This window comes from Xanthomonas sp. JL1, assembly GCF_038405005.1.
Genome location: NZ_JBBYGR010000058.1, coordinates 25,039 through 45,837, shown reverse-complemented (window position 1 = coordinate 45,837; position 20,799 = coordinate 25,039). Strand labels below are relative to the sequence as shown.

Annotated in this window: 18 protein-coding genes, 1 other RNA gene and 2 pseudogenes; 8 read left to right on the top strand and 13 right to left on the bottom strand. The window is 64.7% G+C overall.

The features are described 5' to 3' along the window. Positions 1-12: 12 nt before the first annotated feature. Positions 13-336, top strand: a pseudogene (locus WJW29_RS13865) (helicase HerA-like domain-containing protein); the annotation flags it as partial. On the opposite strand, the pseudogene WJW29_RS13860 reads toward WJW29_RS13865, so the two are convergent. Next, positions 238-896: pseudogene (locus WJW29_RS13860) on the bottom strand (IS30 family transposase); the annotation flags it as partial. The pseudogenes WJW29_RS13865 and WJW29_RS13860 sit on opposite strands and share 99 nt — an antisense overlap. Before the next feature lie 221 nt (positions 897-1,117). Between WJW29_RS13860 and WJW29_RS13855 the strand changes: the two are divergent. Next, the gene (locus WJW29_RS13855; RefSeq protein WP_011259303.1) at positions 1,118-2,788 is read left to right on the top strand and encodes a diffusible signal factor-reguated family 28 glycoside hydrolase; all 1,671 of its coding nucleotides are present in this window, start codon (positions 1,118-1,120) and stop codon (positions 2,786-2,788) included. 216 nt (positions 2,789-3,004) lie between these two features. Here WJW29_RS13855 and WJW29_RS13850 read toward each other — a convergent pair whose 3' ends face one another. The 6 genes from WJW29_RS13850 to efp all read right to left on the bottom strand — a co-directional run bounded on the left by WJW29_RS13850 (position 3,005) and on the right by efp (position 8,169). Then, complete coding sequence (locus tag WJW29_RS13850; RefSeq protein WP_011259304.1) at positions 3,005-3,694, bottom strand: phytoene synthase; 690 nt, start codon at positions 3,692-3,694, stop codon at positions 3,005-3,007. Between the two features lie 28 nt (positions 3,695-3,722). Next, positions 3,723-4,427, bottom strand: a complete 705-nt coding sequence (locus WJW29_RS13845; RefSeq protein WP_011408736.1) for a phosphoglycolate phosphatase — start codon at positions 4,425-4,427, stop codon at positions 3,723-3,725. A gap of 73 nt (positions 4,428-4,500) precedes the next feature. Continuing rightward, positions 4,501-5,220: a bifunctional 2-polyprenyl-6-hydroxyphenol methylase/3-demethylubiquinol 3-O-methyltransferase UbiG gene (ubiG, locus tag WJW29_RS13840; RefSeq protein WP_011259306.1), complete on the bottom strand. Its 720-nt coding sequence runs from the start codon at positions 5,218-5,220 to the stop codon at positions 4,501-4,503. Positions 5,221-5,250: 30 nt separating this feature from the next. Next, a complete protein-coding gene (locus WJW29_RS13835) occupies positions 5,251-6,588 on the bottom strand; it encodes a TRZ/ATZ family hydrolase (RefSeq protein WP_027703270.1) in 1,338 nt (445 codons plus the stop codon). Between the two features lie 19 nt (positions 6,589-6,607). After that, entirely contained in the window at positions 6,608-7,411 is an 804-nt protein-coding gene (locus WJW29_RS13830; protein WP_041182450.1) for a hypothetical protein, read from the bottom strand. A 191-nt stretch (positions 7,412-7,602) separates the two neighbouring features. Next, on the bottom strand, positions 7,603-8,169 hold the full coding sequence (gene efp, locus WJW29_RS13825; protein WP_002802373.1) for an elongation factor P: 567 nt from the start codon (positions 8,167-8,169) through the stop codon (positions 7,603-7,605). A gap of 101 nt (positions 8,170-8,270) precedes the next feature. Between efp and epmB the strand changes: the two genes are divergently transcribed. Beyond that, positions 8,271-9,299, top strand: a complete 1,029-nt coding sequence (gene epmB / locus WJW29_RS13820; protein WP_075239847.1) for an EF-P beta-lysylation protein EpmB — start codon at positions 8,271-8,273, stop codon at positions 9,297-9,299. Between the two features lie 218 nt (positions 9,300-9,517). Here epmB and WJW29_RS13815 read toward each other — a convergent pair whose 3' ends face one another. The 3 genes from WJW29_RS13815 to WJW29_RS13805 are packed head-to-tail and all read right to left on the bottom strand — an operon-like array spanning position 9,518 to position 13,377. Further along, positions 9,518-11,635 carry an EAL domain-containing protein gene (locus WJW29_RS13815; RefSeq protein ID WP_011259310.1) on the bottom strand — a complete coding sequence of 706 codons (2,118 nt, stop codon included), beginning with the start codon at positions 11,633-11,635 and terminating at the stop codon, positions 9,518-9,520. Continuing rightward, a complete protein-coding gene (locus tag WJW29_RS13810) occupies positions 11,632-12,561 on the bottom strand; it encodes a phosphate/phosphite/phosphonate ABC transporter substrate-binding protein (protein WP_011259311.1) in 930 nt (309 codons plus the stop codon). The genes WJW29_RS13815 and WJW29_RS13810 overlap by 4 nt, the downstream gene beginning before the upstream one ends. Positions 12,562-12,612: 51 nt before the next feature. Continuing rightward, positions 12,613-13,377, bottom strand: a complete 765-nt coding sequence (locus WJW29_RS13805; RefSeq protein ID WP_011408739.1) for an RNA methyltransferase — start codon at positions 13,375-13,377, stop codon at positions 12,613-12,615. 118 nt (positions 13,378-13,495) lie between these two features. On the opposite strand from WJW29_RS13805, the gene WJW29_RS13800 reads away from it, so the two are divergent. After that, positions 13,496-14,329: an inositol monophosphatase family protein gene (locus WJW29_RS13800; protein ID WP_011408740.1), complete on the top strand. Its 834-nt coding sequence runs from the start codon at positions 13,496-13,498 to the stop codon at positions 14,327-14,329. Between the two features lie 252 nt (positions 14,330-14,581). Here WJW29_RS13800 and WJW29_RS13795 read toward each other — a convergent pair whose 3' ends face one another. Further along, the gene (locus WJW29_RS13795; RefSeq protein ID WP_011259314.1) at positions 14,582-15,193 is read right to left on the bottom strand and encodes a superoxide dismutase; all 612 of its coding nucleotides are present in this window, start codon (positions 15,191-15,193) and stop codon (positions 14,582-14,584) included. Positions 15,194-15,447: 254 nt separating this feature from the next. On the opposite strand from WJW29_RS13795, the gene WJW29_RS13790 reads away from it, so the two are divergent. The 3 genes from WJW29_RS13790 (at position 15,448) to WJW29_RS13780 (ending at position 16,447) form a co-directional block, all read left to right on the top strand. Continuing rightward, a complete protein-coding gene (locus WJW29_RS13790; RefSeq protein WP_011259315.1) occupies positions 15,448-15,888 on the top strand; it encodes a ribonuclease domain-containing protein in 441 nt (146 codons plus the stop codon). Continuing rightward, positions 15,885-16,310 carry a barstar family protein gene (locus WJW29_RS13785; RefSeq protein WP_011259316.1) on the top strand — a complete coding sequence of 142 codons (426 nt, stop codon included), beginning with the start codon at positions 15,885-15,887 and terminating at the stop codon, positions 16,308-16,310. The genes WJW29_RS13790 and WJW29_RS13785 overlap by 4 nt, the downstream gene beginning before the upstream one ends. 61 nt (positions 16,311-16,371) lie before the next feature. Continuing rightward, a non-coding RNA gene (locus WJW29_RS13780) (sX9 sRNA) lies at positions 16,372-16,447 on the top strand. 311 nt (positions 16,448-16,758) lie between these two features. On the opposite strand, the gene WJW29_RS13775 is transcribed toward WJW29_RS13780, so the two are convergent. Beyond that, the gene (locus WJW29_RS13775; RefSeq protein ID WP_011259317.1) at positions 16,759-18,654 is read right to left on the bottom strand and encodes an ATP-binding cassette domain-containing protein; all 1,896 of its coding nucleotides are present in this window, start codon (positions 18,652-18,654) and stop codon (positions 16,759-16,761) included. Between the two features lie 89 nt (positions 18,655-18,743). Between WJW29_RS13775 and dbpA the strand changes: the two genes are divergently transcribed. After that, positions 18,744-20,120 (top strand): ATP-dependent RNA helicase DbpA, encoded by a 1,377-nt coding sequence (gene dbpA, locus WJW29_RS13770; RefSeq protein WP_011259318.1) that lies wholly within the window; start codon positions 18,744-18,746, stop codon positions 20,118-20,120. A gap of 102 nt (positions 20,121-20,222) precedes the next feature. Here the strand turns inward: dbpA and WJW29_RS13765 are convergent, their stop codons facing one another. After that, the gene (locus WJW29_RS13765; RefSeq protein ID WP_011259319.1) at positions 20,223-20,783 is read right to left on the bottom strand and encodes an adenine phosphoribosyltransferase; all 561 of its coding nucleotides are present in this window, start codon (positions 20,781-20,783) and stop codon (positions 20,223-20,225) included. Positions 20,784-20,799: the final 16 nt, after the last annotated feature.

Genomic DNA, 20,799 nt, shown 5'->3' with positions numbered 1-20,799 from the left:
CGGATCTGCGCAATGGCCTCGTTCCTGCTCGGCAAAGGCATCACCGACGACATCCCGGTTGCGCTGGAAGGACGCTTCGGCAACCGCTACGGGCTGGTGGCCGGCGCCACCGGCACCGGCAAGACCGTAACCCTGATGACCCTCGCCGAAGGCTTCTCGCGGCTGGGCGTGCCAGTGTTCCTGGCGGACGTAAAAGGCGACGTCGCCGGCCTGGCCGTGGCAGGCGACGGCGCGCCCGGCGTGCTGCAGCGCGCCAAGGATATGGGCATTGCCGACTACGCCCCGGCCGCCAACTCGGTAGTGTTCTGGGACCTGTATGGCCAGCTCGGGCACCCGGACTGCGGCGTTCGGTCATGCTGACCACCACGGCGCGTCCGTGCGAGGCCCTGATGGTCTCCAGCTCCCAGTCGCCGATACGGCTTCGCTGCTCAACCACGCTGGGGCGCTGTGTCCAGCTGCGCCGATGCGAGCTGCCCGCGGCCATCGCGCACGCCACGCCGACGGCGATTGCGACGGCGTTTGCGTAGATGCATGAACAGCTGACCACCGCGCTTCTGATCGGCGTCGATGTGCCGATAGATCCATGCGTGACTGGCCAAGCCGGTGCGACCGGCGATCTGTTCGGGACTGACGTCCTCCCTCAGCAGGACCTCGCTCTGGCCGATACGCTCGGCGTCGATGCGTGGACGCCGGCTGGCCTGCGTGCGCCGATGGGCGCTGATGCGCTGCGCGTGATCGGGCTGGTACCGCGCAGCGTGCTGATTGCGGCGCAGCTCACGACTGATCGTGCTGGGCGCACGCGCCAATACATCGGCGATGGCGCGCATCGACATCCCGGTTTCATATAACGCATGTAGGCGGTATCATTCCGATAGGTCAAGGCGGCTGGATGACATGGGCAACTCCACTTGGCGGTGAAATGCTCAGGTCAGGTCGCCTGGACCACGTCACAAACGTTGGTGTTGCGATCCAGAGTTGAAGCCGCCCGATCAACACAGCAACACCGACGCCGCGTGCGTGCGTGCGCGTCGCAGGATCATCGCATCACGCACACGCTGGTATCTCGCTGCCGCTCGCTGATCTGGCACGTCTGCCGCATTCCACCGGACCAACACCCATGCAGTCCCATCGCTTTGTTCCAACCGTCACGCCACTGACCCTCGCCCTGCTCGGTCTGGCTACGTTCCACGCCAGCGCTGCACGACCGCACGGGCAGTACGTACCTGATACCGCGCACAGCATTTCCACAAGCTGGGGGGTGGTCCAGCAGCCCACATTACCGACCCAGGTATGCGCCACGCTCAAGGCCGCGCTGATGCCGGTGGGCGGCTCGCTCGATACGCTTGACCAGAATCCGGCACACTCCAAACGCGACACCGCGCGCTTGCAGGCGGCCATCGACCATTGCCCTGCCGGCAGCGCAGTGCACCTTGTCCCCGGCGATGCCGGCGAATCCGGGTTGCTGACCGGGCCGCTGACCATTAAAAGCGGTGTCACGCTATGGATCGACGGCGGCGTCACCTTGTTCGGCTCGCGCAATCCGCTGGATTACGACAACGGCCTGGGCACCTGCGGCACTGCGACCAGCGACAAGACGAAGTCATGCAAGCCGCTCATCCACGTCGCCGATACCGCAAAAAGCGCGATCGTTGGTGCGGGCAAGATCGATGGACGCGGCGGCAGCACGCTGACTGCCGGGCCAAACGCCGGCACCGCCAGTTGGTGGGATCTGGCCTATCTCAACGTCACTAAAGGCCTGAGCCAACACGTCCCGCGGCTGCTGCAGATCGACGACAGCACTGACTTCACGTTGTACGACATCACTCTGGAAAACTCGGCGAATTTCCATGTGACCACCGATAACGTGGTTGGCCTGACGGCGTGGGGCATCAAAATTCTTGCGCCCAGCCTGGTCTACTCGCGGCCCGGCTACCACTGCCCGGCCGGCAGCACGCCTGATGTCAATCCGCACGCCACCTGCTTCACCCCGAAAACCGCCAAGAATACCGATGGTTTCGATCCGGGCCAGTCGAAGAATGTACTGCTGACGTATTCGTACATCGCTACCGGCGATGACGGTGTTGCGATCAAGGCACATGCCAGTAGCAAGCGCAGCATCGCATCGGAAAACATGCTGTTCACCTACAACCAGTTCTATTACACACATGGTTTTTCATTGGGCAGCGAAACCGACTCGGGCATGCGCCATATCGCCGTGCGCGGGCTGAGCATCGATGGCTTCAATAGCAACGATGTACACGACGACCCGTATTCTTCCAACGGGCTGCGGATCAAATCCGATGGCACGCGCGGCGGCCAGGTCTACGACATCAGTTTTGAAAACATCTGCATGCGCGGTGTGGCAAGGCCGCTGGTGTTCGATGCGAACTACGCCAATGCAGCAGTGCGCAGCAAACTGCCGAGTTTCAGCGGCATCACGCTGACCAATGTGCACTCGCTGGGTTCCAAGGCATTCGGCGGCGGCGAGCTGAGCTTCTACGGCTACCGCGATGCGAAGACCACCTTGCCGATCAGCATTTCGCTGGACAACGTGGTGCTGGAAGGTGGAAAGGTCTCGTTCGCAAAGCCGCATTTCGGCGGGCCTGCGAGCAACCCGGGCACGACGCATTTCACGTTTAAAGGCGGTCCAGTGAGCTTTTTCGATCAGCTGACCGAATCAGCGTCCAACGATGTGCAGCTGCAAGGGAAGCCTGGCCCTGGCGTGCCGTTGCAATGCAACGACGCCTTCATCGCCTACCACTCGGTGCTGCCGGATTCGCCGATCTGAGCACAGCTGATTGAGACACCGCGCTTGCCACACGGCAAGCGCGGATGCCGAGCGCGGTCAGCGTACTTGCTGCGCCTAAAGCGCCTAAAAACACGACTGCGCAGCCGCCAGGCGGGCGCGATCGGCGCTCGGAATCGGCATACGCCATTCATACACTGCGGTTCCGACCGCGCCGTCTACACCCGCTTGACGACCAACACGTTTCGTTAGCCGCGGTTAGTCCGTACCGCTGGCCGCACGCCAGCTATGCCACACCTGCTGCAGCGGCGGCGGATAGGCTGTCCTGCCGCTCAGCGCGCGCTGCAGACGCAGCCGCGCCAGGCGCGACCACACCCGATGCGGTCGCGCCAACGCGACCTTGCGCGGCCAGGCCTGCAGCAACTGTATGCGCCATGCGGCCGTGGCCACGCCGCCCGGCGCGGCGCTATCGCCGGCCACGCGTTGACGTGCATCCAGCCACTGCACCGCTACCGCAGCGCCATCGCCCGGCTGCGTGCGCGCAAACAGCACCGCTTCTACCGCAACCACGGCCTCTGCAAATGCATGCAATGTGCCCAGTGCCTGCTGCAGTGATTGCGGTTGCACGCGGGCGGTCTGCATCGCCGGCAAGGTGTCAGCCAATGCTGCCCACGGCGCACGCACCGGTTCCAGTACGCGGCCCAGCGGATGCCGCGAGCGCTGGTTCGACCAGTCGCGCAGTTCCTGCTGCCACCATGCCAGCTTGGCATCGGCCGGCAACGGGTCGCCGGCGATGTTCATGATGTCTTCCCATTCCTGCAACAGCGCAAACCAGGCGGCTGCCAGCGGGCGTTGCAGTTGCGGGATAAAAGGCTCGGCAACCGACCATTCCGGCCAGCGTGTGCGCCATTTGTCGAGAAAACTATCGAGAGCGCTGGATTGGCTCATGGCGGGTCCAGAAAAAAACGAAGAAAGATCAGGTTTGCGGCCACGTTGCGGGATTCCACAGCGCCTGCGGCTGTTCGACCAGCACGTCGGCCTGCCAGCGCAATGGGTCGTCGTCGTCCAGGCGGTAGCCCCACAACACCGCGACCGACGGCATCGCCGCCGCCCGTGCAGCCAGAATGTCGCGCGCATCGTCGCCGACATACACGCATTGCGCGGGCGCAACGCCGATACGTTCGGCGGCCGCCAGCAGCGGCAATGGATGCGGCTTGCGCTCGGCCAGCGTGTCGCCGCCGATCAGCACCGCGCAGCGCTGTTCCCAGCCCAACTGCGGCAGGATCAGCCGCGCCAGATATTCCGGCTTGTTGGTCACGATGCCCCAGACGCAACCGGCATTCTCCAGTCGCACCATTAGTTCTTCGACACCGTCGAACAGCTGCGACTGCGTGCCGATCACGTCTTCATAGCGCTGCAAGAATTCCGGCACCAGTGCAACGCACGCCTCGGCATCGAGCTCGGCAAAGGCCACACCGAGCATCGCACGCGCACCTTTGGAGACCACTGGACGCAACGAGGCCAACGCAATCGGCGCACGGCCACGCGCGTCCAGCATCGCGTTGACCGTGGCCAGCATATCCGGCGCACTGTCCAGCAAGGTGCCATCCAGATCGAATAGCACCACCCGCGGAAAATCCGCAGCAGCCACATCTGTAGTCAATTGCGTATCGCCCGGCACGCCACCGGGACCATCAAGACCCCAACCAACGGCCGTTGCGAATCCCAAATCCCGACTTTCGAATCCCGGCCCATCACGGCTTCACCGCATACGCCAGATAATTCACCTCGGTCCGCGAGGACAGACGCGCGCGGTTACGCCACGGCTCGTAGAGCATGCCGCTGACGTCTTCAAGCTGCAGTTCGGCATTGCGCAACCACGCCGCAAGCTCGGCCGGCTTGATGAAATCCTTGTAATGATGCGTGCCCCTGGGCAGCAGGCGCGCGATGTATTCGGCACCGACCACGGCCAGCGCGAACGCAGCCGGGGTGCGATTGAGCGTGGACAGGAACAGCTTGCCGCCCGGCTTGAGCAGGCGGGCGCAGGCGCGGATGATCGCGGTCGGATCCGGCACGTGCTCGAGCATTTCCATGCAGGTCACCGCATCGAAACTGCCCGTCTGCTCGGCGGCCAGATCTTCCACAGATTGCACGCGATAGTCGACCTGCACGCTGGATTCCAGGCCGTGCAGACGCGCCACCTTGACCAGCTCCGGTGCCAGATCGATCGCAGTGACCTGCGCGCCCAGGCGCGCCATCGATTCGCTGAGCAGCCCGCCGCCGCAGCCGACGTCGAGTACGCGCGCACCGGCAAGATCTAGCCGCGCGGACACATAGTCCAGACGCACCGGATTGAGCGCGTGCAACGGCTTTTGCGGGCCGTCGGCATCCCACCAGCGGTTGGCCAGCGCAGCGAATTTATCCAGCTCGCTCTGGTGGAAATTGCCGGATGCAGGTTGCGTATTCGAATTCATGCGGGGGCTCCGTGATGCGATGACGCGCGCTCAGGCGCGGACGGTGCGGATGCGTTCGCGCCACTGCCGCGCATTGGCGACCAGGGCGGCGGTATCCATATCGATGAGCTCACGCTGCACCAGTTTGGGCTTGCCGGCGATCCACACATCGGTGACCTGATGGCGGCCGGCCGAGTAGATCAACTGCGACAACACATGATGCAGTGGCTGGATTTCCAATGCGGCCAGATCCACGCAGATCAGGTCGGCCTGCTTGCCAATCTCGATCGAGCCGATGGTGTCACCGAAGCCCAATGCACGCGCGCCGCCCAGGGTGGCCGCGCGCAAGGTGGTTGCCGCGTCCAGCGCGGTCGCATCGTTGGCCACGGCCTTGGCCAGAATCGCGGCAGTGCGGTTCTCGCTGAACATGTCCAGGTCGTTGTTGCTGGCGCAGCCATCGGTGCCGATCGCCAGATTCACGCCGGCACGCTGCAGCGCGCACGCCGGGCAGAAACCCGAGGCAAGCTTGAGATTGGATTCGGGGCAATGCACCACGCTGATGCCGCGCTCGGCGCACAGATGGATTTCCGCATCGGTGAGCTGGGTCATGTGCACTGCGATCAGACGGTCGTTAACCAGGCCCAGACGATCCAGTCGCGCCAGCGGGCGCTGGCCGTATTGCTTGATCGAATCGGCCACTTCCTGCGCAGTTTCGTGCGTATGCAGGTGCACCGGGATGTCGAGCTGGTCGGCCAGCATGCGCACGCGTTCGAAGTTGGCATCGTTCACGGTATACGGCGCATGCGGCGCGAACGCGGTGCTGATCAACGGATCGTCGCGCCACTGGTCATGCAACTCTCCGGCGCGCGCGAAGTAGTCGTCGTCCGACGATGCCCACGCGGTCGGGAAGTCGATGATGACCGCACCTACCAGCGCACGGAAACCGTGCTGCTTGTACACCGCGGCCTGCACATCGGCGAAGAAGTAGTTTTCGTTAACGCAGGTGGTGCCGCCACGCAGCATTTCGGCGATCGCCAGCGTGGTGCCATCAGCCACGAATTCCGGCCCGATCACCGCCGCTTCCACCGGCCAGATGTGCTGCTGCAACCACACCATCAGCGGCAGGTCGTCGGCAATGCCGCGCAGCAACGTCATCGGGTTATGCGTATGCGCATTGACCAAACCCGGCATCAATGCAGCCTCCGGGCGCGACGCGGTCTGCTTCGGCGCAAAACGCGCGCGTGCGTCGACGGTCGGGAGGATCGCCACGATCGCTCCATTGCTGACCGCAACGGCGTGGTCTTCCAGCACCACCGCGTGCGGCTCGATCGGCACCACATAGCCGGCCTCGATCAGCAGGTCGCAGGGTTCGGGCGGGGCGTTGGTCATGAGGGGATCCATTGAAAAGTTAGTTGCCGAACGGCCAGGAGTCGTCGGAGCGTGACACAGGCACATACCGCGTGCCGTCGTAGCGCAGCACCTGACGTCGGCGGCGCGTGCGTTCGGTGTCGACCGCATCCTTGACGGTGGTGGAGGTCACCAAGTTGGCAGTCAGCGCGATGTCGGCGTAGCCGGCATGGATGGGCGTGTCCATCGACAGTGTGAGCGTGCCGCGCTCGGTCACCACACCTGTCGCGCCCCAGTTGCAAGGCTCGCCTTTCACCCGCTGCCAGACAGTCAGATTCCGCTGCAGCACCGGGCGCAACCGACGCCCTTCGCGCACCAGCAAGGTCAGTGCGTCGTTGCTGTCGAAATCCGGGCAACTAGGGCCGCGCGCAACGCTATGCACCACAACGCCAATTGCGCGTACGCCCTGCGCCAGGTCATAGCGCGCGGTATCCAGGCGCAGACTGTCGGCAGCAAGTTCGAAGCCGGCATCCTCACCCATGTCCTGCGCATACAACGCCACGACCTTATGAGTGCCGGCATCGAGCATGGCAACGCGCAATTCAAGGTTGCGCTCGCCAGCCTCGGTGGTGGCATCGGCAGCAAATGCAACCGCTGCCAGCCGTATCGCTGGATCGTACGGCCACGGCTTGCAGGTCTGTGCCACGACACGCGCGACCGGCACCGCCTCGGCGGTGCCGCCCGCTCCGCCGGAAGTCGCAACCGCTGCAACCGCCGCCACGCTCTGCGCATCACAGGCAGCAGTGGCAGCGGTTTGCGCAAACACCTGGCACGCCGCAAGCGTGCCGCTCAGCCCAGCCAGCAACGCGAAGCGAGCAGCCGTCAGGTGCGTACGAATGGCGCACGGGACCGGCGGTGCAGGCGTGGCACACGCAGATTCCAAACACCGGCCGCCCAAGCCTGGCAGCGGCGCAGTCGTTCTGTCATCTGCTCCTCCCGCCATGACACTGGCACTGCGTACTGCTCGGCCGGACCGGCGTCCCAGGCGCATCTTAATTACTTGACGCGCGCCGAGTATTCGCCCGAACGGGTGTCGACCTTGATGATTTCGTCCTGGTTGACGAACAGCGGCACGCGCACCACTGCGCCGGTTTCCAGCGTGGCCGGCTTGCCGCCACCACCGGAGGTATCGCCGCGCACGCCCGGGTCGGTCTCGGTGATCTTGAGTTCGACGAAATTCGGCGGCTGCACCCAGATCGGCGCACCGTTCCACAACGTCACGATGCAGTCTTCCTCGCCCTTCAGCCACTTGTCGGCGCCGCCCATGCCGGCCTTGTCGGTCTGCACCTGCTCGAAGGTTTCCGGGTCCATGAAGTGCCAGTACTCGCCATCGCTGTACAGGTAGCGCATGTCGGTATCGACGACATCGGCCACTTCCACGTCGTCGGTCGCCTTCATGGTCATTTCGACCACGCGCCCGGACTTGATGAAGCGGTACTTCATGCGGGTGAAGGCCTGGCCCTTGCCCGGCTTGACGTATTCGGTCTCGGTGATGACCGCCGGCTCGTTGTTGACCAGGATCTTCATGCCGTTCTTGACGTCGTTCATGCCAACAGTGGCCATGGTGCAGCTCCTCGATAAGACCACGACCCGCCATGCGGTGGCAGGTCGGATTAGAATGGGGCGCCCGCCGCAACCGGCGGGCATTGGTTTTGTGACCTCACATGATAACCGCAGCCCCCCGCGCCTTACAGCCATCCCCGCCCCCTGCCCTGCAGCCATCGCGCTGGCAGCAGCAGTGGCGCGACGCCGTGCGCGACCCACGCGTGCTGCTGGAGCTGTTGGGCCTGGATGCGCAGGCGGCGGCGATCAGCGACGCTGCCGCTGCGCAGTTTCCGCTGCGGGTGCCGCGCGCGTTTGTGGCGCGGATGCGCCACGGCGACCTCCACGACCCGCTGCTGCGCCAGGTGCTGCCGCTGGATGCGGAAATGCAGCCCGTGCCGGGCTTCGGCCTGGACGCGGTGGGCGATGCCGCCGCCAAGACTGCCGCCGGTGTGATCCAGAAGTACCGCGGCCGCGCCCTGCTGATCGCCACCGGCAGCTGCGCCGTGCATTGCCGCTACTGCTTCCGCCGCCACTTCCCGTATGCCGAAGAGACCGCTGCGCGCGATGGCTGGCGTGAGGCGGTGGCCGCGATCGCCGCCGCCCCCGGCATCGACGAAGTGCTGCTCTCCGGCGGCGACCCGCTCTCGCTGGCCACGCCCAAGCTGGCCGAACTTACCGACGCACTGGCAGCGATCCCGCACCTCAAACGCCTGCGCATCCACAGCCGCCTGCCGATCGTATTGCCCGAGCGCGTGGACGCACCACTGCTGGCCTGGCTGCGCAGCCTGCCGTGGCCAGCGGCGTTCGTGCTGCATGCCAACCACGCCAATGAATTCGACTCCGCAGTGGACATGGCCATGCACGCGCTGCGCGACACCGGCGCGCAACTCCTCAACCAGGCTGTGCTGCTGGGCGGGGTCAACGACAGCGTGGACGCGCTGGCGGCATTGAGCGAGCGCAGCTTCGCTGCCGGCGTACTGCCCTATTACCTGCATCAGCTCGACCGCGTCGCTGGCGTGGCGCATTTCGAAGTGGACGATGCCCGCGCACGCGCGCTGCATACCGAACTGGCCACGCGCCTGTCCGGCTATCTGGTGCCGCGCCTGGTGCGCGAAATTCCCGGCGATACCGGCAAACGGCCGCTGTAACCGCCCTGACCTCAGCGTAATCCGTCGCAGGAGCGCGCCCGGGCGCGATGAAGCTTTACCGGTAACGCCCAATCGCGCCCAGGAGCGCTCCTACGCTGTTACCCGGCACTGCGCGAAGTCCCCGATGATGACCCAGACACGCTCTTTGCAGGAGCGCACCCGGGCGCGTGGAGCCTTACCAATAACGCACGTTGCGCTCAGACGCGCTCCGACGGCACTCAGCCTGCTGCGATCAGCTTGACCATATCGGCCGGGCTCAATGGCCGGCTGAACCAGTAACCCTGACCCAGATCGCAGCCGCGCTCGCGTAGCAGATTGAATTGCGCTTCCTGCTCGATGCCTTCGGCAACGACGGTAATTCCCAGCGAATGCGCCATGTTGATGATCGCAGTGGTCAGGGCCAAATCGTCCGGGTCGCGCTGCAGGTCGGCGATGAAACTCTTGTCGATCTTGACCCCGTCCACCGGCACCTGGCGCAAATGGCTCAGGCCGGAGAAGCCGGTGCCGAAGTCGTCCAGCCACACCTTCACGCCGGTGCGGTGCAGTTGATCAAGCAAGCGGGCGGCCATCATTTCGTCGCCGATCACCGCGGTCTCGGTGAGTTCCAGATGCAGGCGCGCGGCCGGCAATCCCGACTCGGCCAGGCATTGGGCCACGGTGTCGATCAAATCGCCACTGCGCAACTGCCGCGGGGACACATTGACTGACACAAACAGGCCTTCGCCCACCAACGGCCATTGCGCCGCCTCCAGGCATGCTGCGCGCAGCACCTTGGGGCCGATCACTTCGATCAGGCCGCTCTGCTCGGCAATATCGATAAACGTAGACGGTGCAATCGTCCCGAGTGTCGGATGCTGCCAGCGCAACAGCACTTCCACGCCCACCAGCACGCGGTCGCTTGTGCGATAGATCGGCTGATAGACCAGCAGCAGCTCGTCGCGTTCCCAGGCCCCGCGCAACTCGTGCTCCATGCGCACGCGGCGCTCGACGGCATGATCGGCAGCGCGGCTGTAGAAGCGATGGCAATTCTTTCCGGCTACCTTGGCCTGGTACATCGCGATGTCGCCATTCTTCAGCAGCGCGGTGGCATCGCGGGCATCGTCCGGGAACAGCGTGATGCCGATCGAAGTGCCCAGGAACACCTCGCGGCCCTGCACGTTCAACGGCCGGCTCAGCTCATGCACCAGGCGCTCGGCCAACTGCGCGGCCAGCAAGCTGACGTCGCCGCTCTGCAACAGCATCACGAACTCATCGCCACCGAAACGCGCCAGAATCGCATCGTCGTCGCCCAACGCAGCCACCGCGCGGCTGATGCGGCTGGCGAACTGCAGCAAGGCTTCGTCGCCGGCTTCGTGGCCGAGCGTGTCGTTGACGCGTTTGAAGTCGTCGATATCGGCGAACAGCAGTGCCAGCTTGCTGCCGGTGCTGCGGGCGGTGTTGAGCAGATGATCCAGCCCTTCGCGGAAGCCCAGGCGGTTGGTCAGCCCGGTCAGTGCGTCGGTGTAGGCCATGTGCCGCACTTCGCGGTCGTGGCGGGCGATGCTTTCGCTCATACGCCCGAACGCGGAAATCAGCTCGCCGATCTCGTCGTTACGCGGGTGCGGCGGCAGCTGTACTGCGTAATCACCACGTTCGATCTGCTTGGCCGCAGCCGCCAGCAGCCGCACCGGCGCCACCAGCGTGCGCTGCACATAAATGGCCAGCAAGACACCCAGCCCCACCAGCGCGGCCAGCAGCACCAGCAGCCAGCCCAGATCGCGCTTGCCGATGGCGTTGAGGTTTTGCACCAACGTCAGATTGGCGCCGGACTCGATCTTGCGCACCCGCTCGCGCGACATGCCCACCCGCACGCCGCCGATGCGCTGGTCGCCGATCTTGATCGGCACCGTGACATCCAGCACCTCCGGCGAGTACTGCAACACCATTTTCTGCGCCGCCAGCGCCTTGGCCGCGAGCGGATCGGTCATGGCCTGCCCGTAGCGCTGCAAGGTCGGCGTGCCGTCGTGCACCAGCCGGCCATGGCGGTCGAATACCAGCACATAGCTCACCACCTGCTGGCGCATGGCATTGCGCACCAGCGCGCCCACCGCGCCCAGGTCCGAGTAATACACGGGATTGGCCAGCCCGGAGGCCAGTTCGGTCGCCAGCGTTTCGCCGCGCGTGCGCAGGCTACGGTCGAATAGCTCATGCAGGATCTGCGCACTCAACCCGCGCACCTCGCGCTGCATGGCGCTTTGTCGCTGCAACAGCGAGGCCAGAATCGTCCCGACCAGTAACAGCGTCAGCGCCATCACCAACAGAAAGCGTGCCTGCAAGCCAAAGCGCAGCTGAGTCATTCCACCTGTTCCCTGACGCGTTGCACGCCGGCACTCAGCTCCTGAAGACGGCGGCGGCTGGTGGGATCCAGCGGTCGGAACCCGGTGGTGTCGAAGAAACGTTTCAATGCAGGCGCCGCCCTGGGATCGGAGGCAGCCTGCAGCAACACCACACGCAGGCGCTGCTCCACCGCCGGGTCCATGCCCGCGCGCACCATTTCCACCGCGCGCGGCACCGGCGCCGTGCGGTGCACGATGCGGAAGTCGCGCTTGAACACCACTGGCATGTGGCGTTCGTCGTCCCAATCCACATTACTGAGTGCGCCCACGTCGATCAGGCGTTTGTGCACGAACGCGGCAACGTTCAATTTGGAACCGACCATCAAATAGCCGGCCGATCCGCGCGCCGGGGCGTCGTCCGCCGACAGCAGCACATCGCACGCAATGCCGTTGCGCAGCAGTTCGAGCATCGGCAGCAGATAGCCGCTGGTGGACGAGGCGTTCTGCAATGCCAGGGTGTGGCCACGCAACTGCGCGAGCGACTGGATCGGGCTGTCGCGACGCACGAAGAAGAGCGTGTGGAAGTCGCGCAGACCGCCACGCTCGGTCATCACCAAGGGATGCGCGCCGCCGCTCTGCTCCAGCAGCATCGCCGCACCGGTGGTTTCGCTGACCCAATCGACCCGGCCGCGCCGCAGATAGCTGGACATCTGGCGCGCGTCCGGCGCCATCAGGATCTCGCCACGACGGATTCCCACTTCGCGCATGCGCGGCACCACGTAATCCAGCAGGGGCTTGAGCTGCTCGTAATGGGTGGCTGGATCATCGCTGATCCGTCCAAGCACCAGGACCGAGGAATGCGCTGCCGAAACCGTCGCAGCCAAGCCTGCCCCGGCGATCAGCCAGCAGGCAATCAGACACCATCGTAGACCGCGCAAAACGAACACTCCACTAGAGCCGCGGACAGCCTAGCCGAATCTTCGAAGATGTGACAGACGTCAGTTTTCGGCCTGCCTGGCAAGCATGGCCATGCGCTGCGCATCGGACAGGATGCCGCGGATCAGCCGCACCTCCTGCTCGGTCATCTCAGCGCGCAGCAACAAGCGGCGCAACTTGCGCATCGCCGACTCCGGCGCACGGCCCTTGTGGAAGTCGATCTCGTCCAGCGTGTCGCCCAACTGACCGAACATGCCTTCCAACTGCGCGTGGCTGGCCGGCCCGTCGCGCAAGCCGGTAGCGGCGGCCGGCGCCGGTTCGGCCTCGCCTGCCGCCAACTGCGCCAGCCGCACCTCATACGCCAGCACCTGCACGGCTGCGGCCAGATTGAGCGAACTGAACTGCGGGTCCGACGGTATATGCACTGCGGCATGGCACAGCTGCAGCTCGTCGTTGGTTAGACCGGTGCGCTCACGGCCGAACACGAAGGCCACCTCGGCTGGCTCGCTCGCCTTGGCCAGGGCGCGCTGTGCGCCCTCGTCGGGCAGCAGTTCCTCCAGCGCCACCCGGCGCGCGCGCGCGGTGCAGCCAATCACCAGGGTGCAGTCGGCCACCGCTTCGCCCAATGTCGCGAAGATCGGCGCTTCGCTCAGCACGTCTTCGGCACCAGCCGAACGCCGGTAGGCGTCTTCATCGAGTGCTCGCTCCGGCGCCACCAGCACCAGGCGCGAGACCCCCATGGTCTTCATCGCACGCGCGGCGGCGCCAATGTTGCCAGGATGCTGGGTACCGACAAGAACAAAACGGATGCACTGACTGACGGACATGAACGGAGATTGGAGAGCTGTTTGGCCGTAGATGGTAAACTGCGCGGCCGGCTTTCGCGCCGGAGCGCTCTTTATAACTTCGCCATTGTCCGATTCTGCCTTCACGGGAGCTTTAACCATGCAGAAACCCGCCGTCACCGTCATGGTCAAAGCCGCCCGCCTCGCCGGCAATGTGCTGTTGCGCGGTATCAACAAGCTCGATGCGCTCAACGTGGTGCAGAAAGGCCGCATGGACTATGCCAGCGAAGTCGATGCCGACGCCGAGAAGGTCATCATCAAGGAACTCAAGCGCGGCTATCCCGAATACGCCGTATTTGGCGAAGAAGGCGGCGTGCAGGGCGGCAAGAGTGGCCGCTACACCTGGGTGATCGATCCGCTGGACGGCACCAGCAACTATCTGCGCGGCTTTCCGCACTACTGCGTTTCCATCGCACTGGTGGAAAACGGCGAACCTATCGATGCGGTGATTTTCGATCCGCTGCGCAATGAGCTGTTCACTGCCAGCCGTGGTGTCGGCGCGGTGCTCAACGACCGCCGCATCCGCATTGCCGAGCGCAAGGACCTGGAAGGCGCGATGGTCCACACCGGCTTCCCGCCGCGCGAACGTGCGCGCGCCAGTGCGCAGCTCAAGTGCGTGGATGCGCTGCTGGTGCAGGCCGAAGACGTGCGTCGCACCGGCTCGGCGGCGCTGGACCTGGCCTATGTGGCCTGCGGGCGCGCCGACGCCTATTTCGAAGCAGGCGTCAAAGCCTGGGACATCGCTGCCGGCGTTTTGCTGGTGCGCGAGGCCGGTGGCCGCGTTTGCGACTACAAGGGCGCCACTCCGCCGCGCATGGACAACATGGGCCCGCAGACGCAGCAGATCGTGGCCGGCAACATCAAGATCAGCGACGCGCTGCAGAAGGTCATCGTCAATACCGGCTATGCGCGCGAGTTCGACGCCACGTTCTGAGTGCCGCGCCTGACGGCGGAATGCGCGACGCATGTCGCTGCAGCAGGACCACACAGACAAAGGGCCGGGATCAAACCCGGCCTTTTGCGTTGCATAACGCTCAGGAAAGGCCCTCTTCGTCGCGCGCGCCATCGGCGCGACCGACACGTCACATCGTGCGCTATCGCATCGCCGTGAAGAAGATCAGATCGCAGCAACAAAGAAGGCCGGGATCGCTCCCGGCCTTCTTGCGTTACCGCACTGACTCAGAACTCAGGCGATCGCAGCGTGGTAGCGGCGCTCGACTTCTTCCCAGTTGACGGCGTTGTAGAACGCGCCGATGTATTCCGGGCGGCGGTTCTGATACTTCAGATAATACGCGTGTTCCCACACGTCCAGGCCCAGGATCGGGGTATTGCCTTCGAACAGCGGGCTGTCCTGGTTGGCGGTGCTTTCCACCACCAGCTTCTTGTCCGGGGTCACGCTCAACCATGCCCAACCCGAGCCGAAACGGCTGACGGCGGCCTTGGTGAACGCTTCCTTGAACTTCTCGAACCCACCGATGTCCTTGTCGATCGCCTTGGCGACCTCGCCCTTGGGCTCGCCGCCGCCGTTGGGCGACAACACGGTCCAGAACAGCGAATGGTTGGCGTGGCCGCCACCGTTGTTGCGCACCGGGCCCTGCAGGTTTTCCGGCAGGCTCTTCAGCTTGGAGACCAGCTCTTCGATCGGCAGATCGGCGTACTCAGTCCCTTCCAGCGCCGCATTGACGTTGTTGATGTAGGTCTGATGATGCTTGGTGTGATGGATTTCCATCGTCTGCGCATCGATGTTCGGTTCCAGCGCGTCGTAGGCGTAGGGCAACTGCGGAAGGGTGTAAGCCATGCGTATCTCCTGGACTTGCCGCCCGGCGAAGACCGGGCGTTGCGTGGTAGATGGTAAGGACGGCGGCAGCGCTTACCAAGGGTGCTGGCAGGGAAACTTCATCCCATCTCATGCCGCGCGTCGTTGGCTGCACACCTTGCACCATGTCCCGGTTACTTGGGCGTGAACCGCGCTGGCGCTTGGCCACGTTCAAAGTCGACACAGTCACGCATCGGCATACTTGCTCTGCCGTAGCCATTCTTCGGACCGTCTTCATGCGTAAGCCCGCGTTGCTCATTGTCGCCATCGCGCTGCTCGTCGCCGGGCTGTGGGGCATGCGCGCAATGCAGACGCCCAAGCCGCAGTTCGCGCCGCAACTCAACGCACCGAGCACCGCGACCGCACCGACGCGCGAGGTGCCGCGTCTGCCCGCCTTTCTGCCGACCGAGGCGATGGCCGCGATCGTGCTGATCCAGCACGGCGGGCCGTTCCCGCATCCACAGGACGGCGGCGTGTTCGGCAACCGCGAGCATCGCCTGCCCGAGCGCCCGCGTGGTTATTACCGCGAATACACCGTGGATACGCCCGGCAGTCCGGATCGCGGCGCACGCCGCATCGTCACCGGCGGTACCCCGCCCGAGGCGTGGTACTACAGCGACGATCATTACCAAAGCTTCAAAGCCTTCAATGGCGCCACCCCGGATCAGGCACCATGAGCGCAGGCGACTTCGCACTGGATCTGTCCGATCCGCAGCAATCAGGCGTCTATCAGGCCGAGACCGACGATCTGGACACGATGGCGGCACTGGCACGCGATGCCGGCTTGCGCATCCTGCGCGTGGATCTGGCAACCTGCAGCGACAAACGCATGTTGCTGATGCGCCTGGCCACGCAACTGGATTTTCCGGCCAGCTTCGGCCGCAACTGGGACGCGCTCAGCGATGCCTTGCGCGACCTGGCATGGCTGCCGTCATCGCAAGGCTATGCACTGCTCATCGATGGCGCGCAGGCGCTGGCAGGCACCGCATCCAACGACCGCGACACCTTGCTGGACATCCTCGATGAAGTCGCCAACGCCTGGGCAGCACGCGGGCTGACCTTTGCGGCGTTCGTTGCGCCAGCCAGCGCCTGCGATTAAGAGCAGCTCATAAGGCTGCCGCGCAGCCCCCTGGCAGGTGCCGCCGGCGCTCGGAATCGGCATGTCCCACGCGTCCACTGCGGTCCTTCCGCGCCGTCCGCACCCAACTGACGACAGCGCGCGACGTTCTGTTAGCCGTTGCGAGGCCGGCTGACGGCACAACTGCACAGCAGTTCTGCAAGGCGCGTCCGGTCACGGTGCAGCATGCCTTGCCGCCACGATGGCGTGAGGCACGCCTTGCGCGCCGGCCTGATAAGCGTGGGCAAAATTTCGTAGGCACTGTGCGCTTGCAGTGCGATCGGCGATGGAATCGACAAACAACGGATCGCTGCCGACGGATCGCTGCGCACGCACGTCCGTATGCATCCATCCGCCATGGCTCGCAATCATCACCTTGCTTACAGCGAACAATACGGGACCAGCACGCATCACGCGTGCCGGCCAACTCTCAACTATCCAGCTCGCTCCAGCGCGCGTACGCCGCATCCAGTTGCTTCTGCGCATCGCCCAACGCTGCGGTGTGGGCCGCCATCGCCGCACTGTCGCGCTGATAGAAGGCAGGCTCGTTCATCGCCGCGGTGAGCGCGGCAACCTGCTGCTCCAGTGTCTCGATCAAGGCCGGCAACTGCTCCAGCTCGCGTGCATCCTTGTAGCTGAGCTTGCGCTTGGGCGCGGTGTCCGTCGACGCTGCTGCAGCCGCCACGGGGGCGGTCGCCACCGCAGTAGCCGAGGCCTTGGCAACCGCCATCGCATTGCCCACCGGCGTGCGGCGTTGGCGCAGCGAATCGCTGTAGCCGCCGATGTAATCGCCGATCAGGCCATCGCCTTCCATCACCAGCGTGGAGGTCACCACGTTGTCGAGAAAGTCGCGGTCGTGGCTGACCAGCAGCAAGGTGCCGGTGTACTCGCCCAGCAGTTCTTCCAGCAGCTCCAGCGTTTCCACGTCCAGATCGTTGGTCGGTTCGTCCATCACCAACAGGTTGGACGGCTGCGCGAACAGGCGCGCCAGCAACAGGCGATTGCGCTCGCCACCGGAAAGGCGCGTGATCGGGGCACGTGCGCGCTCGGGCGTGAACAGGAAATCTTGCAAATAGGCATGCACATGCTTGCGCTTGCCGTTGATCTCCAGAAAATCGCGGCCTTCGGCCACGTTTTCGATCGCGCTCCAATCTTCCCGCAGGGTGGAACGGTATTGGTCGAAATACGCAATCTGCAGATTGGTGCCGATGCGAATTTCGCCCTGCTGCGGCTGCAGATCGCCCAGCAACAGCTTGAGCAAGGTGGTCTTGCCACTGCCGTTGGGGCCGATCAACCCGATGCGGTCGCCACGCTGGATGGTGGTGGAAAAATCCTTGACCATCGTGCGCGCACCGAAGGCGAAACCGACTTCCTTGGCCTCGATCACCTTCTTGCCGGACGACTCGCCCTGCGAGACTTCCATGCGCACATTGCCGGTGAGATCGCGGCGCTGCACGCGCTCGTTGCGCATCGATTCCAGGCGCCGCACGCGGCCTTCGTCGCGAGTGCGACGTGCCTTGATACCCTGTCGGATCCAGATTTCTTCCTGCGCCAGCAATTTGTCGAAGCGCGCATTTTCCTGCGCCTGCGCATTGAGCCGTTCTTCGCGGCGGCGCTCGTAGTTGGCCCAGTCGCCCGGCCAGCTGGTGACCTGGCCGCGATCGATTTCCACGATGCGGGTGGCCAACGCGCGCAGGAAGCGGCGGTCATGGGTCACGAACAACACGCTGCCGCTCCAGCCCTTCAGGAAGGTTTCCAGCCAATCGATGGCTTCAATATCCAGATGGTTGGTCGGTTCGTCCAGCAGCAGCACATCGGGCGAGGACACCAGCGAACGCGCCAACAGCACGCGTCGCTTCATACCGCCGGACAGCCGCGCAAACTCCGCATCGCCGTCCAGTTCCAGCTTGGTCAACGTCTCGGTCACGCGCTGGTCCAGCGCCCAACCGTCGGCCGCATCGATCTTGGCCTGCACCTTGCCGAACGCATCGCCGTCGAACACCTCGGCGTGGCTGAGCTGATGGAATTCGGCCAGCCAATGGCCCAATTCGCCCAAGCCATCGGCCACCACGTCGAATACGCTGCCGCCGGTGCCCTGCGGCACCTCCTGCTCCAGCCGCGCGATGCGCACGCCCTGTTGCACGCGCACTTCGCCATCGTCGGGCTTGAGCTCGCCGGCGATCAATTTCATCAAGGTCGATTTGCCGGCGCCGTTGCGGCCGATCAAGGCGATACGCTCGCACGGCTCGATCGTGAGGTCGGTTTTTTCCAGCAACAAGGGGCCGCCGACGCTGTAGTCGACACTTTGCAGAGTGATTAAAGGCATGCCGCAATTGTACGGGATTGGGGATTGGCAAGAGCACAGGCTGTTGCAGTGACGAATCCCGAATTCCGAATCCCGGGCTAAAATGCGCCATGAACGAATTCTCCGCGCTGCCGCTGTCGCCGGCCCTGGCCCCCGGCATCGACGCCCTGGGCTACACCGTCCTGACTCCCGTCCAGGCGCAGAGCCTGCCGCCGATCCTGCGGGGGCTCGATGTCATCGCGCAGGCGCCGACCGGCAGCGGCAAGACTGCCGCGTTCGGGCTTGGCCTGCTGCAAAAGCTCGACCCCGCACTGACCCGCGCGCAAGCGCTGGTGCTCTGCCCCACCCGCGAGCTGGCCGATCAGGTCGGCAAGCAACTGCGCAAACTCGCCACTGGCATCCCCAACATGAAATTGGTGGTACTCACCGGCGGCATGCCGCTGGGCCCACAGCTGGCCTCGCTGGAAGCGCACGACCCGCACGTGGTGGTCGGTACGCCCGGGCGCATCCAGGAGCTGGCGCGCAAACGCGCCCTGCATCTGGGCGGCGTGCGCACCCTGGTGCTGGACGAGGCCGACCGCATGCTCGACATGGGCTTCGAAGAACCCATCCGCGAGATTGCCAGCCGCTGCGACAAACACCGCCAGAGCCTGCTGTTTTCGGCCACGTTCCCCGACATCATCCGCACCCTGGCGCGCGAGATCCTGAAAGACCCGATTGAAATCACCGTCGAAGGCGCCGACAACGCGCCGGAAATCGATCAGCAGTTCTTCGAGGTCGATCCCACCTATCGGCAGAAAGCGGTAGCCGGCTTGCTGCTGCGCTTCACCCCCGAATCCAGCGTGGTGTTCTGCAATACCCGCAAGGAAGTGGATGAAGTGGCCGGCTCGCTGCAGGAGTTCGGCTTCTCCGCGCTAGCCCTGCACGGCGACATGGAGCAGCGCGACCGCGATGAGGTGCTGGTGCGTTTCGTCAACCGCAGCTGCAACGTGTTGGTGGCCAGCGACGTGGCAGCACGCGGATTGGACGTGGAAGACCTCTCGGCCGTGGTCAATTACGAGCTGCCCACCGATACCGAAACCTACCGCCATCGCATCGGCCGCACCGCGCGTGCAGGCAAGCACGGGCTGGCATTAAGCCTGGTCGCCCCGCGTGAAACCGCGCGCGCCCAAGCGCTGGAAGCCGAACAAGGCCAGCCCTTGAAGTGGTCGCGTGCACCACTGGCCACCGCACGCCCCGCGCAGCTGCCGCAGGCGGCAATGACCACCTTGCGCATCGACGGCGGCAAGACCGACAAGCTGCGTGCCGGCGACATCCTCGGTGCATTGACCGGCGAAGCCGGACTCTCGGGCGCGGCGATCGGCAAGATCGCCATCTACCCCACCCGCTCCTACGTCGCCATCGCGCGCGCGCAGGTCGCCAAGGCGCTGGCACATCTGCACGCCGGCAAGATCAAGGGGCGCCGGTTCCGGGTCAGCAAGCTCTGAATACGACGCGGCCGGCGTCATGCCGGCCGCGTGTTTTCTCAGTCACGGCAAACCTGGATGCGCACACTTCCATGCAGCCAGGGTCGCCGCAGAACACGCGAATCAAAAAGAAAGCGTCGCCAGTAGCGGCACGTCATCGGCCCATTTCTGGCGACCCTGTAGCGCCAGCAACTCGACCAGCACCGCCGCGCCGACGATCTCCAGCTCAAGTTGCGCAGCCAGACCCAGCGCCGCACGCAACGTACCGCCGGTGGCCAGTACGTCGTCAACGATCAATACGCGCGCGCCGCGCGGCAACGCGCCTTCGTGCATTTCGATGCGATCGGTGCCGTATTCCAGTGCATATTCCCGGATCAGCGTGCGCCCAGGCAGCTTGCCCGGCTTGCGCACCGGCACGAAACCAGTGCGCAGTTCGCGCGCCAATGCCGCACCCAGAATGAAACCAAGCGCCTCGATGCCGAGCACGGCGTCCAGCGGCGTGGTCCGCCACGGCTGCGCCATTTCGTCGAGCGCCGAGGCGAAATCCGGGCCATCCGACAGCAGCGGCGTGATGTCCTTGAAGACGATGCCAGGCTTGGGGAAATCGACGATGTCGCGGATTCGCTCCGACCAATGGTTGGGCCCGGAAGCGTTGGTGCCGGCGCAGCGGCTGCAGTCAGTCATGATGGTAGTTGCGGCG

What these genes read in the sequence shown, in the direction of transcription:
- WJW29_RS13855 (WP_011259303.1), top strand. Translation starts at nt 1,118, where the DNA reads ATGCAGTCCCATCGCTTTGTTCCAACCGTCACGCCACTGACCCTCGCC.
- WJW29_RS13850 (WP_011259304.1), bottom strand. Translation starts at nt 3,694, where the DNA reads ATGAGCCAATCCAGCGCTCTCGATAGTTTTCTCGACAAATGGCGCACA.
- ubiG (WP_011259306.1), bottom strand. Translation starts at nt 5,220, where the DNA reads ATGAATTCGAATACGCAACCTGCATCCGGCAATTTCCACCAGAGCGAG.
- WJW29_RS13835 (WP_027703270.1), bottom strand. Translation starts at nt 6,588, where the DNA reads ATGACCAACGCCCCGCCCGAACCCTGCGACCTGCTGATCGAGGCCGGC.
- efp (WP_002802373.1), bottom strand. Translation starts at nt 8,169, where the DNA reads ATGGCCACTGTTGGCATGAACGACGTCAAGAACGGCATGAAGATCCTG.
- epmB (WP_075239847.1), top strand. Translation starts at nt 8,271, where the DNA reads ATGATAACCGCAGCCCCCCGCGCCTTACAGCCATCCCCGCCCCCTGCC.
- WJW29_RS13815 (WP_011259310.1), bottom strand. Translation starts at nt 11,635, where the DNA reads ATGACTCAGCTGCGCTTTGGCTTGCAGGCACGCTTTCTGTTGGTGATG.
- WJW29_RS13805 (WP_011408739.1), bottom strand. Translation starts at nt 13,377, where the DNA reads ATGTCCGTCAGTCAGTGCATCCGTTTTGTTCTTGTCGGTACCCAGCAT.
- WJW29_RS13800 (WP_011408740.1), top strand. Translation starts at nt 13,496, where the DNA reads ATGCAGAAACCCGCCGTCACCGTCATGGTCAAAGCCGCCCGCCTCGCC.
- WJW29_RS13795 (WP_011259314.1), bottom strand. Translation starts at nt 15,193, where the DNA reads ATGGCTTACACCCTTCCGCAGTTGCCCTACGCCTACGACGCGCTGGAA.
- WJW29_RS13790 (WP_011259315.1), top strand. Translation starts at nt 15,448, where the DNA reads ATGCGTAAGCCCGCGTTGCTCATTGTCGCCATCGCGCTGCTCGTCGCC.
- WJW29_RS13785 (WP_011259316.1), top strand. Translation starts at nt 15,885, where the DNA reads ATGAGCGCAGGCGACTTCGCACTGGATCTGTCCGATCCGCAGCAATCA.
- WJW29_RS13775 (WP_011259317.1), bottom strand. Translation starts at nt 18,654, where the DNA reads ATGCCTTTAATCACTCTGCAAAGTGTCGACTACAGCGTCGGCGGCCCC.
- dbpA (WP_011259318.1), top strand. Translation starts at nt 18,744, where the DNA reads ATGAACGAATTCTCCGCGCTGCCGCTGTCGCCGGCCCTGGCCCCCGGC.
- WJW29_RS13765 (WP_011259319.1), bottom strand. Translation starts at nt 20,783, where the DNA reads ATGACTGACTGCAGCCGCTGCGCCGGCACCAACGCTTCCGGGCCCAAC.